The 14,667-nt window shown below is 37.3% G+C and carries 12 protein-coding genes; 7 read left to right on the top strand and 5 right to left on the bottom strand.

Translation table 11 applies throughout. The annotated features are described in order from the left end of the window. Window positions 1-28 precede the first annotated feature (28 nt). From SporoP17a_RS01625 to SporoP17a_RS01615, 3 genes are read right to left on the bottom strand one after another with little or no spacing between them, the layout of a single operon-like run. On the bottom strand, window positions 29-262 hold the full coding sequence (locus SporoP17a_RS01625; RefSeq protein WP_083031511.1) for a hypothetical protein: 234 nt from the start codon (window positions 260-262) through the stop codon (window positions 29-31). Window positions 263-268: 6 nt separating this feature from the next. Then, on the bottom strand, window positions 269-1,456 hold the full coding sequence (locus tag SporoP17a_RS01620; RefSeq protein WP_083035831.1) for a Ger(x)C family spore germination protein: 1,188 nt from the start codon (window positions 1,454-1,456) through the stop codon (window positions 269-271). Between the two features lie 19 nt (window positions 1,457-1,475). Next, on the bottom strand, window positions 1,476-3,077 hold the full coding sequence (locus SporoP17a_RS01615; RefSeq protein WP_083031508.1) for a spore germination protein: 1,602 nt from the start codon (window positions 3,075-3,077) through the stop codon (window positions 1,476-1,478). 543 nt (window positions 3,078-3,620) lie between these two features. On the opposite strand from SporoP17a_RS01615, the gene SporoP17a_RS01610 reads away from it, so the two are divergent. Then, window positions 3,621-5,156 carry an SAP domain-containing protein gene (locus SporoP17a_RS01610; RefSeq protein WP_083031505.1) on the top strand — a complete coding sequence of 512 codons (1,536 nt, stop codon included), beginning with the start codon at window positions 3,621-3,623 and terminating at the stop codon, window positions 5,154-5,156. A gap of 254 nt (window positions 5,157-5,410) precedes the next feature. Here SporoP17a_RS01610 and SporoP17a_RS01605 read toward each other — a convergent pair whose 3' ends face one another. Further along, entirely contained in the window at window positions 5,411-5,701 is a 291-nt protein-coding gene (locus tag SporoP17a_RS01605; protein ID WP_083031502.1) for a hypothetical protein, read from the bottom strand. 358 nt (window positions 5,702-6,059) lie between these two features. Further along, complete coding sequence (locus SporoP17a_RS01600) at window positions 6,060-6,854, bottom strand: arylamine N-acetyltransferase family protein (protein WP_083031499.1); 795 nt, start codon at window positions 6,852-6,854, stop codon at window positions 6,060-6,062. Between the two features lie 744 nt (window positions 6,855-7,598). Between SporoP17a_RS01600 and SporoP17a_RS01595 the strand changes: the two genes are divergently transcribed. From SporoP17a_RS01595 to SporoP17a_RS01570, 6 genes are all read left to right on the top strand, one after another. After that, the gene (locus SporoP17a_RS01595) at window positions 7,599-8,513 is read left to right on the top strand and encodes an ABC transporter ATP-binding protein (RefSeq protein ID WP_083031496.1); all 915 of its coding nucleotides are present in this window, start codon (window positions 7,599-7,601) and stop codon (window positions 8,511-8,513) included. 12 nt (window positions 8,514-8,525) lie between these two features. Continuing rightward, window positions 8,526-9,296: an ABC transporter permease gene (locus tag SporoP17a_RS01590; protein WP_083031493.1), complete on the top strand. Its 771-nt coding sequence runs from the start codon at window positions 8,526-8,528 to the stop codon at window positions 9,294-9,296. Between the two features lie 420 nt (window positions 9,297-9,716). Further along, window positions 9,717-10,943: an S-layer homology domain-containing protein gene (locus SporoP17a_RS01585; RefSeq protein WP_167693356.1), complete on the top strand. Its 1,227-nt coding sequence runs from the start codon at window positions 9,717-9,719 to the stop codon at window positions 10,941-10,943. 55 nt (window positions 10,944-10,998) lie between these two features. Continuing rightward, entirely contained in the window at window positions 10,999-11,316 is a 318-nt protein-coding gene (locus SporoP17a_RS01580; protein ID WP_083031487.1) for a hypothetical protein, read from the top strand. 489 nt (window positions 11,317-11,805) lie between these two features. Next, window positions 11,806-13,422, top strand: coding sequence for an McrB family protein (locus SporoP17a_RS01575; RefSeq protein WP_083031484.1), 1,617 nt, complete (start codon window positions 11,806-11,808; stop codon window positions 13,420-13,422). 1 nt (window position 13,423) lies between these two features. Then, a complete protein-coding gene (locus tag SporoP17a_RS01570) occupies window positions 13,424-14,647 on the top strand; it encodes a 5-methylcytosine restriction system specificity protein McrC (RefSeq protein WP_083031481.1) in 1,224 nt (407 codons plus the stop codon). Window positions 14,648-14,667 lie beyond the last annotated feature (20 nt).

The raw sequence follows: 14,667 nt of genomic DNA, 5'->3' as shown, positions 1-14,667 counted from the left end.
AATCCTACCTTTCCCTCCATATGGTTCTTTATTTCAACAATGGAGCAATAAGGTCAGTTAGCGGTGTAAACAAAAATTTCACTAATTTTGTTGGGGGCGGAATAGTTACGCCAAATCCAAGCATAATGCCTAGCACAACTCCAATTGCTAGAAGAATTGAAAACACGAGCAATTCTTTTTTATATTTTTTATCCAAAAGTGAAGGAACTTCATACCACACAATGGCAGCTGTTAACAAGAGTATTCCTATACTATTTAGCATAATAGATTAATCCTTTACTTTTCTTAAAAACGAATTATTTAATGTGCCGATCCGAAGATCTTTCATTTCCACCTGAACATGTACGGTCAAATTGGTAAACTTTTCATCCCAATGTTTTTTCATCTTTTTCCACTCTTTAGGATTGGAGCGACGGATAGCTTCGCCAAATCCGAAAATGTCTGATTGGTATTGATTTTGTACAGAATGTATAGTCTGTTCTATAAGTTCTTTCACTTCTTTTTCATAAATTCTTTGTAACTCGTTCATTGTTTCTGGTTTCGTAAGATCAATTGAGCATTGTACCTCGCCTACATTACCTTTTACCTGAATATGGAGATCTACCTCGGGTTCACCTTTGTTTATAGAGCCTTTCATTGAAGTATTAAAATCTAAAACCTCTATAGCGATTTGTCCCTCTTTCGGGCACGGAATAGCAGTCACGGTTTTATGTACATTGTTAGTGATATCTGAATACCCTCTGCTTTCCTCTTCAGTAAGCCAGCCGACTAGCTGGTCTTCTTTAAACACAGCCAAACCATCATATTGAAGACGCGTAGAGGGAGTAATCGACTCCACATTTTGTTTGCTAGAACCTATTTCCTTATCTCCTATTACTTTAATTCCCGTTAATATAGCTTCTTTTCCGTCACTTGTGAGATTTGTTAATAAGTCGTCTAATATAATACCTTCTGTGCCAGCCCAGTTTCTTTCTGATGTTTTAAGAGCATTAAACATTTTGTTGGCTGGAATGCTTTCTATTGCCGTAGTCACATTCAGTACTTCAGAAGCAGCCAAGTCCTCTGCAACAACTACATAGAAGTCTGATCGAAGTTCCCAATCCCTTGCCAGCAAATCCAACGATTCACTTATTCCTTCTTTAGCTAGTTCTTCACCGATGACCAGTATACGAAGATGCCCAGCATAAATTTTCCGAGGAGAATTCTTCGTCATTTTCCGAAACGCTTCATATACTGTTTCACCTGATGCTTGATAGAGAGTGACCGCTGAACGCCCCAAGCTTGCATTCAAAGAGACCTCCGAAGGTACGATCACTTGAGCGCTTACTTGGTATTCATTTTTCACCTTATCGATTCCTAATGCCATTGTTATACCAAGTTCATTTAGCTCCCTCCGATCCCAACACCCGGATAGGAAGAGGGTGAGAACGAGGAGTACCAATATATACTTTTTCATCATTTACTTCCTCCCTTCCTTAGTTCTTATTTTTAGGTGGACGTGGTTTAGCAGAAGCGGGATCTTGTTGTCTCACTCTATTTTTTTGATTAATTAAGCGAGGGCGTGTAAACATCCTCCAGATAGGCACAACAATTAACGTGTCCTTTTGATCAGGTATATTAAACGGTGCTAATGGTGTCATGTACGGTATACCAAAAGAACGTAAACTGCATAAGTGAAGAGTAAGAGCTATTAAACCTACCGCAATCCCGTATAAACCAAATGAAGCGGCTAACCCCATAAATACAAAGCGTAGTATCCTTGCAGAGATCGCAAGGTTGTAGGTAGGCGAAACAAAACTAGATATAGCAGTGATGGAAACGATGATGACCATTGCAGCTGAAATAATCCCCGCTTCAACTGCTGCAGTTCCTATGACATATGCGCCCACAATCGACATAGCTGTCCCAATAGTGCGTGGCATTCGTATGCCTGCTTCCCTTAAGATTTCAAAAGTGACTTCCATTATGAGCGCTTCAATAAATGCTGGAAATGGCACACCTTCTCGTTGAGCCGTCAAGCTAATGAGAAGTGCTGGCGGTAGCATCGATTGATTGAAAGTGGTAATCGCAATAAAAAATGAAGGCGCAAGCAAAGAAATAAAAAATGCAATAAAACGAAGGAGTCGAATCAGGCTTCCAATACCCGTATGCACATAATAATCTTCAGGAGATTGAAAAAACTGGACGAATAGTGCAGGAACGATCAACACAAAAGGAGTTCCATCTACTAAAATGGCTATGCGTCCTTCAAGAAGTGCCGAAGTTACTATATCTGGTCGCTCCGTATTAAAAACGGTAGGGAAAGGGGAGAATGATGAGTCTTCGATGAATCCTTCGATATCACCACTTTCCAAAATCCCGTCAATATCTATTCGATCCAAACGTAACCGCAATTCTTCGACAATTTCGTCATTGACGACACCGTTGATATACATAATGGCAACATTCGTTTTTGTACGTGTACCAATGACCCTTGACTCCATCCAAAGGTTCGGATCCTTAAGCTTCCGACGAACTAATGCCGTGTTCACACGCAAATTTTCGGAAAAACCTTCCCTTGGCCCTCTAACTACTGTCTGAGATGTAGGTTCTGTTACCCCACGCTCAATCCAATGCTTATTCCCGATTACGAGACCTTTAGAATATCCATCAATTAACAAAATCGCATCCCCAGATAAAAGGGATGTGAAAAGATCATCAAAATTGGTTACATCTTTAATCTCACCTACTGTCATGGCGAAATCTTTTAAAGAAGTGAACAAATCTGGTTGAGGCGTTAACTTCTCTTCCAACTCCGTGCCTGGTATGTCTAACATCAAGGATTCCATGATGAAATTTTGCAATGCAGGGGTATCAGACAACCCGTCGGTATAGAAAATACCCGCTTTCACTGATCCACCTTTACCAATTCGTATTTCCCGAATGACAATATCCGTGCTTTCGCCCAGACAATCCTTCACGTTTTGTATATTGTCTTGAAGACTTGTTTGTAAGTCACTTATTGAACTGCTTTCCTTCGTTTGGCTAGGGGGAGTGGATTGTACTTTAGAAATATTTCTCCTTTTTAAAAAGCTCATACACTACCTCATTTACTGTTTGGCATTTTGAGTAAGTACACATGATTTTTGGTCGTTCATAACTCTTTTATTCATCATGTCCTGATTATTCCTTTTTTATGCGGGATGGATTGTTTAATTGAAAGGTTTTTTGTTGGTAAATGTAGAGGGAGGTGAGGAAATAATTAAAAGTTAAAGTAATTACCGATATAGCATTGACTGCAAGTAGCATTATACGAACGAATTGAATTATCTCCACGTATCATTCAGAAGTCTATATTATTTTAATCCTAGTATTCAGCCGATTTAAATAACAGGTTTGTAGGAAATTGTAGTTGGATGATTGCCTATTATGATGTGTAAATTTAATTTATTTCTGAAATATATCTTTTAATACCCAATATATCCGAATAATGAGTAAATGAGCTTTGATATTTTGTAAATAAAAGGTTATGCTGTTACTAAAGGAATAGTCCAATTGTAACCATGAAGTAAATTAATATAGTAAAATGCAAATCTTAATATTTATTAACTATTAAATAAATAGAAATGAGGCGATATTTTATGTATTTAGAAGATATATTACCTAAGATGACAAAGCTCTACTTAGGAAGGATAGTTGATAGTTTTTTAAAGGATGTACATCTGGAGACCGAAGAGGAAATGCGAGAGTTAGTTCTAAAAAACATTGATGAATTTCAAAACAAAGAAAGAGTAAAAAACTATTTAGATTTTAGTCGTGATCCTAGAGATCTCGCCCTCTTGAATGAATTAATACTTATGGCACTGATGGAAAAAGAAGGCTACTTACTAAGTGAGGCTAATCTGTATAAGGAAGTAGAAGATATTGAAAATGCGATATTAAAACAGAGTAACGATGATAACTATATGAATAGATTCATTCCACAAGACGTCAACAGAATTTATAGTGCTGTTCTCGATGAAGCTTGGAAAAAGGATGAATCACTTAATGAGCATGAAATTAATATCTTAAATGTATTGAGGAAAGAACTTGATTTAACTAAGAGAGACCACTATTTAATAGAGAGTAAAATTGGGAGATTCCCTCAAAAAGACAATGTCCTGCATACACATCAACAAATTAGTCGTTCTTTGATTAATCTACAGACGCGAGGATTGATATTGCGTTTTAGGGATGACACGTCATATTATATTATACCAAAAGATATTGCACGCATTTTACGGTACGAAATGGGTGGCGAACTTAGAAATGAAGTTTATGAGACACTACTAAATGATTTGAGTGTCACTCAGTTAAGAGAAATCTTACATCAGCTAGAGTTTAATGTAAGCGGTGTGAAAGAAGCATTAGTAGAAAGAATAATAAAGCATAATATCTTACCCTCAACGGCTTTGAAAATATTCAGTACAAAAGAATTAGCGGATATATTGAGAAAGCTCGAAGGTACTAAAATTAGTGGTACGAAGAAGGAGAAGATCCAAAATATTATCGATTACTATGAGATGCTTTCTTCTCCAACCTCTTCAGACCCAACTGATCATAGGTCTAGGCTGTTCGACTTCTACGAAGAATTGGCAGCGAGAGATTATAAATCACTTCGAGTGAATAAAGTAATTGATAAAGATATTGAAGTAGATAATTACTTTGAAGAAGCTACACGCTATATTTTTGAACGGAAATTAGGTATTGACGTTTTAGCAATGGAAGGCACTAGGCATGCGGATGGAAAATTGCAATTTAGTAAACAAGAAGTAGTCTTATGGGACAATAAAAGTACTGAAGAAGCATACAATTTCCCGGAAAATCATTTCAATCAGTTTTTAAGGTATATACGTTCGGAAAAAATGAGGGTAACACTATTTTTAATTATAGTTCAAGATTATACAAAAGAGGCAATAGCGCAGGCACAAAAGTTGAAAGCTTTCTCAGAGGAAGATACCGATGTTGCTTTGATAAAGGCGACGGACTTAAAATATGTAGCTGAACAATGGCAAACATTTTCTGATCAGAAACAGCCAATCTTTAACTTACAAGTATTTAATATGACAGGTGAATTAACTAGAAATATGTTGCTTAGTCGTATGGAGTGGGCACTTAAGGGATCTCTCAAAGTGTAATTGATATTGTAATTTATAAAGGTAGATGTGCATTAACTAACTTGAAACTTTCATGCCTAGTATTTAATACAAAAATATTAAAAGAGGACAGTCGGAAATATTCCAAGTGTTCTCTTTTATTTTTGTAATCAAAACTTATAAGGCATGAAGAAGCATAACTCTACCTTTGTATGCAATCAGCCCAACTATTAATAACAATAGTCCCGCAAATATAAAAATGCCACGAGTACTAACTACATTTGCCAATACACCTGTTAAGAAAGAGGAAACACTGACGGCTCCGGTTCCAATTGCTCTAGTGTTGTAAAGACGATCGGCAAATGTTCTTTAGGAACACTCGACCACACCACTTCCTGTTGCGGTAAATTTTTGACCTGCCTAGAAATACCGATAAGAAAGGAGAATGTCAATGGCTGCACGTAAATGCTAGGTAAACCAAAGAAGATGGTTAGTAGTCCACTAGCGATGAAATCAATGCAAACGAATTGACTGATATTTGGTTCGATCCAATCGGAAAAGCTGAGATAGATAGGACTGCCATTCATCAGCCACCAAACATTTTATTATGGTATCCGAACGGTAGAGGAAAGATTAGAAGCATCCGTAGATTTAGGGGCAACTTATGATATAGGTACGTCTGTCCTACCAAAAGGTGCTGAACAGATTGCAGACATCACAAGAGATCCGGAAACGAACATCTTCTGTGCGGTACCAAAGAAAGAAGGTGCATTTACTATTCGTTTCCCTGATAATAAAAAGGTGGATCTGATAGGTATTGGTGTAAATGTTCAAAGGATAGGTTCAATTTTTCAAATAAATATGTATGAAGATACGGATTATCATATGTAATAGTAGGTGCTAGGTCCCGACGCGGTTCAGAATTATGTCGGGACCTAGTATGTTTTAAGAGGATTTTTGCTGATTAATATAATTCATCGTCGCTTCGTACACAGCTGGAGCCGCATGCTGTCTCACTTGTTCAAGTAGTTCACTACGATCTTGGAACGTTAGAGTTTCTTCCTCGCCACTAAACTTGCGATGATAACGGTCGTCATTAATCGAGTACGTGCTATCGTCTGTTAACTTAGCAATGAGTAGCGCTTTATTGAATGAAGACTCGGGGCTGTGGTGGATTTGCTGTTTCACGTGATCCAAGTGCACCCAGTCAACTGAATCGGGATAGAGACTATAGCGAAGTTCCCAGTTGTTGTCTTTCAATTGCTCAAATACCATCGTGCCTTTTTCAGTCGTTTCGGTCCGAAACCGAAATGTGCCGGCAGGTGAAGTGACAGGTTCCCCATCTAACGGGACCGGCTGCATGACGAGGTTGTTTCCGAAACCACTGTCGACCAAGTACAGTGTATCTTCGTGTTTAAGCAAGTTCACGACATGTGTTCGGTCCATGACATAGCTGTCTTTCGGAGGTGGTGCCCAAACAGTGCCAGCGGCGAGTTGTACGGAGAAGCCTAAATCTCTAAGTACGATATACAGCAAACCATTGAGTTCATAGCACAACCCGCCGCGTCCTTGTTTCATCATTTTATCTTGAACATATTGCTCCGTGAGAGGTTCCTCATTCGCTAACAAGACATCCAGGTTTTCAAATTCGAATTGCTCGGCGAAAAGCTTCTGAATCTGGCTGATCTGCTCAAGCGGTGTGCCGGTAAGTGTTAGCTGTTCCGAAATCCATTGCAACATATTTCATCCATCCTATTTTAGTAGTAGTAACACCATCATAACAAATTTTCTTATCGATTTAAGGTGCCAGGTCCCGACACTATTCAGAATAGTGTTGGGACCTGGCACCGTTTCAAAGCCAGAGACTTCATAGCTACTTAGCAGTGTGCTGATGGAAGAGAGACGCTCTATAACATTCGTTCCGGACTGGATGAGTCTCAATCACTTTATACTGTATCTTTATATGTGATAAACCATCTTCACGTGGACGTTGCGGTAGATGAAGGCAACAAAAACCTCGGCGAGCCGATTTTGCCGACAGGATAAAAATTGTCACAGTGAAGAGAGTGGCCGAGACGAATACGTTTCGTATCACTCCTAAGAAAGCGGATAACTTCTAGGTGAGATTCCCAAGTAGACTGTGGAATTCCGATGATCTACTTGATGGTCAAGTCCAATACGGCATTCAAGTCGACGTCGAAGAGATCGGAACGTACCTTCATGTAGAGGCAAAGCAGACTATCGATTAGTAATGAATCCAATTCGCGTCAACTCGTATTTACGTGATTTTTTAAAGGTAGTAAGTTCCGGAATGATTTATCATGGTTCCGAGCTTGCTGCCTTTTTATTGAATTTATCTTTATAGATAGTACTAGCACCATTCATACTGGTGCTAGTACCTGGCACCTCTACTATAGGAATGGTATACTGGCAAATGGATATTTATATAAACCCGATCACAGAGATAGTGAGGAGATAAATAGAATGACATACGCATTAGAAATTAAAGATCTAAAAAAAGTCTATGCTGGTGGTGTTGAAGCTTTGCGTGGCATCGATTTGAAAGTAGAAGAAGGGGATTTTTATGCTCTTTTAGGTCCTAACGGTGCCGGCAAATCCACAACTATCGGAATTGTGACGTCTCTCGTCAATAAGACATCAGGAAAAGTGAATGTCTTTGGCTATGATATGGACACGCAGTTAATGCAAGCCAAACTGCAAATCGGTTTGGTCCCTCAAGAATTCAACTTCAGTCCTTTTGAAACAGTTCAGCAGATTGTAGTGAATCAGGCAGGATATTACGGTGTATCAAGGAAAGAAGCGCTTAAGCGTAGCGAAAAATATTTGAAGCAGTCTGATTTGTGGGAGAAACGAAATGTTCAAGCCCAGATGCTTTCTGGAGGGATGAAACGTCGACTGATGATCTCACGTGCTTTGATGCATGAACCGCGCTTACTTATCCTTGATGAGCCTACAGCTGGTGTAGATATTGAATTAAGACGAGAGATGTGGACGTTTCTTAAAGAATTGAATGAAAATGGCACAACGATTATTCTGACAACACATTACTTGGAAGAAGCGGAAATGTTGTGTCGTAATATCGGGATCATTCAAAAAGGGCAGCTGATTGAAGATACTAGTATGAAATCATTGCTCGCTAAGCTTCAGTATGAAACCATTATTTTAGATATCGAACCTTCAGGACAAGCGCCGGTGATCAATGGTTATACTAGTGAACTTATGGACGATGGATCTCTTTCTGTAGAAGTAGCACGTGATCAAGGGATCAATGAAGTGTTTAACCAATTGACAGAACAAGGGATTAAAGTGTTATCTATGCGCAACAAGTCCAATCGATTAGAAGAGTTATTTTTAAAGCTTACAGAAGAAACTGCGTAGTGGAGGATGTACATGTTTAAATTATATTTAACAGCATTAAAAGGTTTATCGGTCAAAGAAACGAACCGCTATTTAAGAATCTGGGTCCAAACATTGGTCCCGCCAGTCATCACAACTTCTTTGTACTTTATTATTTTCGGGAATTTGATTGGTAAACGGATTGGCGAAATGGGCGGATTCTCTTACATGGAGTTTATTGTCCCAGGATTGATCATGATGTCCGTCATCACCAGTTCCTACTCAAATGTTTCGTCATCATTTTTCTCGCAAAAGTTTCAAAAGAACATTGAAGAACTATTAGTTGCCCCTGTACCGACTCACATTATTATTTGGGGCTTTGTCATTGGAGGAATAGGAAGAAGTGTTCTCGTAGGGTTACTGGTCACGATCATTTCTCTGTTTTTCGTACCGTTGCAAGTGCACTCGTGGAGCATGGTCATCTTGACGTTTTTGATGACGGCTATTTTGTTCTCGTTGGCAGGCCTGTTGAACGGTATTTTTGCCAAGTCATTTGACGATGTGTCTATTGTGCCTACATTCCTTCTTCAGCCGTTGACGTATTTAGGTGGCGTATTTTTTGCCATCTCGATGTTGCCTCCATTTTGGCAAGTAATCTCACAGTTTAACCCGATCGTTTACATGATTTCCGGATTCCGGTTCGGGATTCTCGGCGTGCTCGATGTACCCATTATATTTTCCATTCTCATTTCGATTACGTTTATCGTAGTGCTTTACGTAATCAATTGGTATTTGATTGAAAAAGGCCGTGGACTGAGAAGTTAACATCTGTGGCGTACTGTAACAGTTACTTGAGAAATCAACTTGAATGTCTAAACAATCCAATAGACTCCTGATCAGCCCACTTCGTCATGTGAGCCAATCAGGAGTCTGTTTTAATTTAACTTTTCGCTTCTTGAGCGGCAGGGAACCCTAACAAATCAATAGGCATTGCTATCATATCTCCAGAGTCCTTCGTATTAAATGTCGTCTCGATAAATACAACACTCGACATCTTCTAATTGTTGTCTCCATGAGCAGCCGCTTCAAGTGCAATAAGTCCTTCAAATACGCTTTACTCAAATGATTCAATTCACCTATATATACCTACGCTATTATACAAAAAATAAAAATCTTTGAAACTATATTGGAAATTTAGCGTCTGTACGTCGACCTATGATTACAGAACAGAAAGGAAGGAACACAATGAAAAAGATTTGGATGACATTTGGCACGGTAGCTCTCGCTCTAAGCTTGCCATTAACAAGTATGGCTGCTAGTAACCAGAAGTTCACAGATGTGCCTGAAACAAAGCACTTTGCGGAGGCGGTTAATGAATTGGCAGAACGTCATATTATTACGGGGTATGAGGACGGCATGTTCAAACCAGGCAATCCCATCACTCGCGGGCAAGCTGCAGCGATTATAGTAAAGTTGCTAAAAGAAAACCCTGATTATTTTGTAAAGGATCCAGGGTTTAAAGATGTATCGAAAGCGAATGGGTATTACAATTCCATCGCAAAGCTTGCAGAACTTGAAATAATGGGCGGCTATGCAGACGGCAGTTTCGGTCCGAATGATCCTGTCACACGAGGACAAATGGCTTCTATTCTTGTTAAAGCATATGACTTGCCGCGTTTTGATTTCATCGATAAGGAAAATCCTTTCGGTGATGTGAAATCGACTAATTCACACGGTGCCAATGTGTTGATTCTGTATAAACTCGGTATCACTACAGGCGTGACGCAGGAGAGGTTCGGTATCAATGAATGGGTGACAAGAGGGCAAGCTTCTAAACTGATGCTGACAACGGAGCGCGTGTATCCTGATACGTATTCTATAAAAACGCAAGGCGATAAGTCCGGAATGATGATGCGATTTTCGGAAATCATGGCGAATGAGGATACAGATGAATTCATTCCGAACTCTGAAATCTACCATGCAGCGATCATTAAAGGCAGACAAACACCTGCTGGCTATACAGGCGACCGCTTGCAGTTGACTCCGCTTAAAGAAGGCAGAGGAACACTTCAAGTCGGTGGTAATTATGGCATGGAAGCGCAAAACATTAAACGCTATTACGATAAATATTATGTCGATGTGAAAAAGGTAGACGGTCGATTGAAGATCGAGCTTCAACATCCGAGCGAAATCTTAAAGACTCGTGCACGGCTAAAAATGGCAGCGGGTGAAAAGGTCGAAAGTATTCATTTCGCGCAAACCGATGGAGTGGTGATATCCGACAATATGGCTTTTGAAGGATATACCGATTCACCCGATGTGTTCATTCGCGTCAATAGACACGGCAACTATATCGCGACAGTCCGCTTAACTAACGGCAAAGAAGTGCGTTATACGGTGGATGCGAAAGTGCCGACTAAGCATAAGCTGTATTATGAAATCGAGGTAACAAAAATGAACGACAGCAAGTGAGTTAAGAGCGCTAAGTCCCGACACAATTTAGCATAGTGTTGGGGCCTGGTGCTCTTTGTTAATTACCAATCAAAAGATCTGTATGGACGACGACAGCCTCAAATTTAGAGTTATCGAATTCGACCAAGAAGCGATCCAGCAATACATCAAAGACAACACGCTGTGTATTGGTGATATTAAACTATTCGTATTGGAATCCACACAACGAGGCTTGTATGCATTTTATCTTAGTAGATCACAAACAGACGCGTATCGCTTGCATAACGAAAGATTTCGTGAAACAGGTGTGAAAGTAACCCATGCAGACCGGCTAATGACGAACCTCCTAACGTTTACAGATACGGGGAAGGAAGAGAGCTTGTACGAGTACTAGAAAAAAATGGTCGCGTTTCGGGTCTATGTAGGATATGTAGAAGCGGGGAAGTGTTTGATTCATCGTGTGTGATAACAGAGAGGAAAAATCATTGTGGAGGTTACGGATATGGTGTAGATCCCGGTGATCATCGGGCTGATGGATGCGTTGAAGAGATATAGTTTGAAGAAGAAATGATGGCCGGTTGTGTGGCGGGGTGGTGTAAGTGTATCCTGGGGATTGGGTGAGTGGGATATTGAGTGGATTGGTGATGGGATTGTCTGCTGGTAGGATGTATAGTGGGGGAAGATGATTACTCAAGATGTAAACAAATAATACTTTAGTTTAAATTAAAATTCTGATCAACATTGATCATAGGAAATGATATACTAAAAAAAGGTATAATTAAATCTGTAGATTAAAATTTTGAGCTATTTTAGTTTTAAAAACACAAATTAATGATTCGGAAATTAAAAATCTCGGGAAATAAAATATAAAGGAGAAGTAAAAATGAGTAAAAAGTTTTTACATCAAGATACTATATCTACTTCATATGATGTCCTATCAAATACAAATTATAAAAATGGGAGTGAGTTATTTACTCTCTTAATATTGAAACATGCAGGATTAACCACACATGACTATCTCGAATTGTCTTCTGAAGCAATTAAGTCTAAGCTGTTTGAAGCGACTAGACAACTATCATATTTATTTGTCTCAGATAAATATATAAAAGAAAAGTATAATTTTATAAATCCTTTGACAATGGATGAGTGGGGTAAAAAAGGAAAAAATCCAACTGAAAATATGCAAACATGGGCAACAGCACGTTTAATTAATAATGTCACTGGTGGAGGTAGACAATGGAAAAGTATTGTTACTAGTGATCCAGACAATGCGAATTTGATTAAATTAAAACATAATTATTTAGACTTCTTTAAATCAACTAATGATAAAGTACCATTAGAAGCTCTTAGTCTTTGGGGGGTAAGGTTTAATGGATTTGAATATGAAGTTCCTCTTTCAAATATAATTTCTAATTTTTACAATTACTTCAATATAACTGAAGAGGAAAAAACTATACTTTTTAGCATGAGTCATGAAATTAATGTAAAATACACTAATGAAAGAGTTGCTTCACATTTCATTCGGTCTCTAATTGGCAATCATAGTGATCAGCCAAATTGGCTAGAGAAGTTTGAAAAAAGTGAAGATAATGTGCCCTCTATTCCAAATTCATTAATACAATTTGATAGTCAAAATAATTCATTTCGAAGTGGAAAAAATTTAAGTTCTGAATTTCTTAAAGAACTACTAAATCAATCAAAACAAGCAATTTTAATGGGCCCCCCTGGTACATCAAAGTCATTTTTAGCAGTAAAATTATCCGAACAATTTGATGTCGTGAAAAGAATGCAATTTCATCCACAATATTCATATCAAGACTTTATTGGAGGGAAGATACTTCAACAGGGCAATTTAGTGGATAAAAAAGGGGAACTAATACTTTTAATAGAAGAAGCGATGTTAGAAAAAAATAAAGATCAAGAATATTTATTAATAATAGAAGAAATTAATAGGGCGAATGTTAGCCAGGTGTTTGGTGAAATGATACAACTACTTGATAGAGGAGAGACTCTGAGATTAACTTTTAATAATATTGATAAAGAATATCAATTGCCAACTAATCTAAAAATCATAGGAACAATGAACACTACCGATAGAACTGTCGGTAGAATAGATTATGCTATCAAAAGACGTTTCTACCAAATATATTGCAAACCAGATATAGGATTACTAATAGATAAAGTGATAATTGAAGGCAATGAGTTTTCAATAGCTGGTTTATTAGAAAAGATAAATCAAAATCTATTTACAACATTAAGTAATAAAGAGATGGTTATAGGACACGCGATCCTTATGAAGAAATTTGTCTATTCATCAGAATATGATAAATTTATATGGCCTAAGACTGACTTTGAAAATTTGTTTAATTACGTCATCGTTCCGTTGATTGAAGACTACTGTAACGGTAATATAGATTTGATAACGAGTGTAATTGGTGAAAAGTTATATGCTCAGGAATCTTCTGACTTTATAAATTTAATACAGGAATATTTAAATTAAAATGAGGGTTATAAATATTCCTGAAAATTCTTCTTTCACACTAGAAAAATCATATGTCGAAGAATTCCAAATTTTTCTGAATGATAATAAAAATTTACCATTATACTTACAAGGTGAAACTATAATATTCGATAGCTATATTATCGGAAGTATAAATATTAGAGATATAATTATTAATATTGAGCCTAGGATATCTAAACTAACTTCCAATCATTATTTAGAGATGCAATTATATAATGAAGGATTACTAGATGATCGGATAAGCAGCCAATTAGATGAAAATGAAAGTTTTGGAGTTCAAGAAAACCTTATCGATTTATTTTTGAAAAATGCTTATGAATTAGTAAGTAGTGGTCTTGAAGGCGATTTTGTTAAAATTAAAGAAGCAACAAATAAAATTCGTGGAAAGATATTAGTTGAAGAAATATCTCCTATAAACTTACTGCAAGATAAAATACCAATTGAATATGAAATTCATACTCTGAATACTTCATATAATAAAATTATTAAGATCGCTCTAGATAAAGTGCGTGTTTTAGCTACTAAGCAAATTCACATTAAACTATACTCACTAGTGAATTCTTATTTCGAAGATATAGACGTAGATGCGATAAATTTGAATGATTTATTACAAGATATTGAGATGAAAACACATTTCGAAAATGAGAATTATTCTATAGTATTAGGACTAGCTGAAAAAATAATAAGAAATTTAAAAATTAATTTAAAAAGCAATAAAGTCAATAGTTCTTCTTATTTAATGAATTCTAATAGTCTGTTTGAAAACTATGCTCGAAATGTTCTTTTGAATAATTTGAGCGTAAAAGTAATCAAGTGGAAAAAAGATAAACCGATGGGAAAGTTGAAAATTGGTTCAGAAGAATATGTTAAGTCATATTCTCCGGATATTATTATAAATTATCACGAGGATTCAGATACTGCTTTTGCGGTTTTAGATGCGAAAAATAAAGATATATCAAATCATAGTAAAATTGGAGATCTATCTGACATTTATCAATTGCTGTTTTATTCCAATTCTCTAAGTTCCGAATATGGCGGTTTTGTTTATCCTTACTATGGAGCTTTAGAGCCAGTACAGATAAACGTTGAAAGTTTTAAGGAGACTATTCTCTTCGCTTTCACAATAGACTTTTCTAAACCTGTTAGAGAAAGAAACAAAACTTTTTCAAATTCCGTAAAGAATTCTCTTCATATATCTGACTAATGAATAAAACCCCCATCTAA

This window comes from Sporosarcina ureae (genome assembly GCF_002082015.1).
Taxonomy (GTDB): Bacteria; Bacillota; Bacilli; order Bacillales_A; family Planococcaceae; genus Sporosarcina; species Sporosarcina ureae_A.
The sequence above is the reverse complement of the archived record's forward strand: the minus strand, read 5'-3'. Positions and strand labels throughout refer to the sequence as shown.

Coding starts and splice junctions, on each gene's coding strand:
- SporoP17a_RS01600 (WP_083031499.1), bottom strand. CDS start 6,854: ATGTTGCAATGGATTTCGGAACAGCTAACACTTACCGGCACACCGCTT.
- SporoP17a_RS01605 (WP_083031502.1), bottom strand. CDS start 5,701: ATGAATGGCAGTCCTATCTATCTCAGCTTTTCCGATTGGATCGAACCA.
- SporoP17a_RS01590 (WP_083031493.1), top strand. CDS start 8,526: ATGTTTAAATTATATTTAACAGCATTAAAAGGTTTATCGGTCAAAGAA.
- SporoP17a_RS01610 (WP_083031505.1), top strand. CDS start 3,621: ATGTATTTAGAAGATATATTACCTAAGATGACAAAGCTCTACTTAGGA.
- SporoP17a_RS01575 (WP_083031484.1), top strand. CDS start 11,806: ATGAGTAAAAAGTTTTTACATCAAGATACTATATCTACTTCATATGAT.
- SporoP17a_RS01625 (WP_083031511.1), bottom strand. CDS start 262: ATGCTAAATAGTATAGGAATACTCTTGTTAACAGCTGCCATTGTGTGG.
- SporoP17a_RS01595 (WP_083031496.1), top strand. CDS start 7,599: ATGACATACGCATTAGAAATTAAAGATCTAAAAAAAGTCTATGCTGGT.
- SporoP17a_RS01585 (WP_167693356.1), top strand. CDS start 9,717: ATGAAAAAGATTTGGATGACATTTGGCACGGTAGCTCTCGCTCTAAGC.
- SporoP17a_RS01620 (WP_083035831.1), bottom strand. CDS start 1,456: ATGAAAAAGTATATATTGGTACTCCTCGTTCTCACCCTCTTCCTATCC.
- SporoP17a_RS01570 (WP_083031481.1), top strand. CDS start 13,424: ATGAGGGTTATAAATATTCCTGAAAATTCTTCTTTCACACTAGAAAAA.
- SporoP17a_RS01615 (WP_083031508.1), bottom strand. CDS start 3,077: ATGAGCTTTTTAAAAAGGAGAAATATTTCTAAAGTACAATCCACTCCC.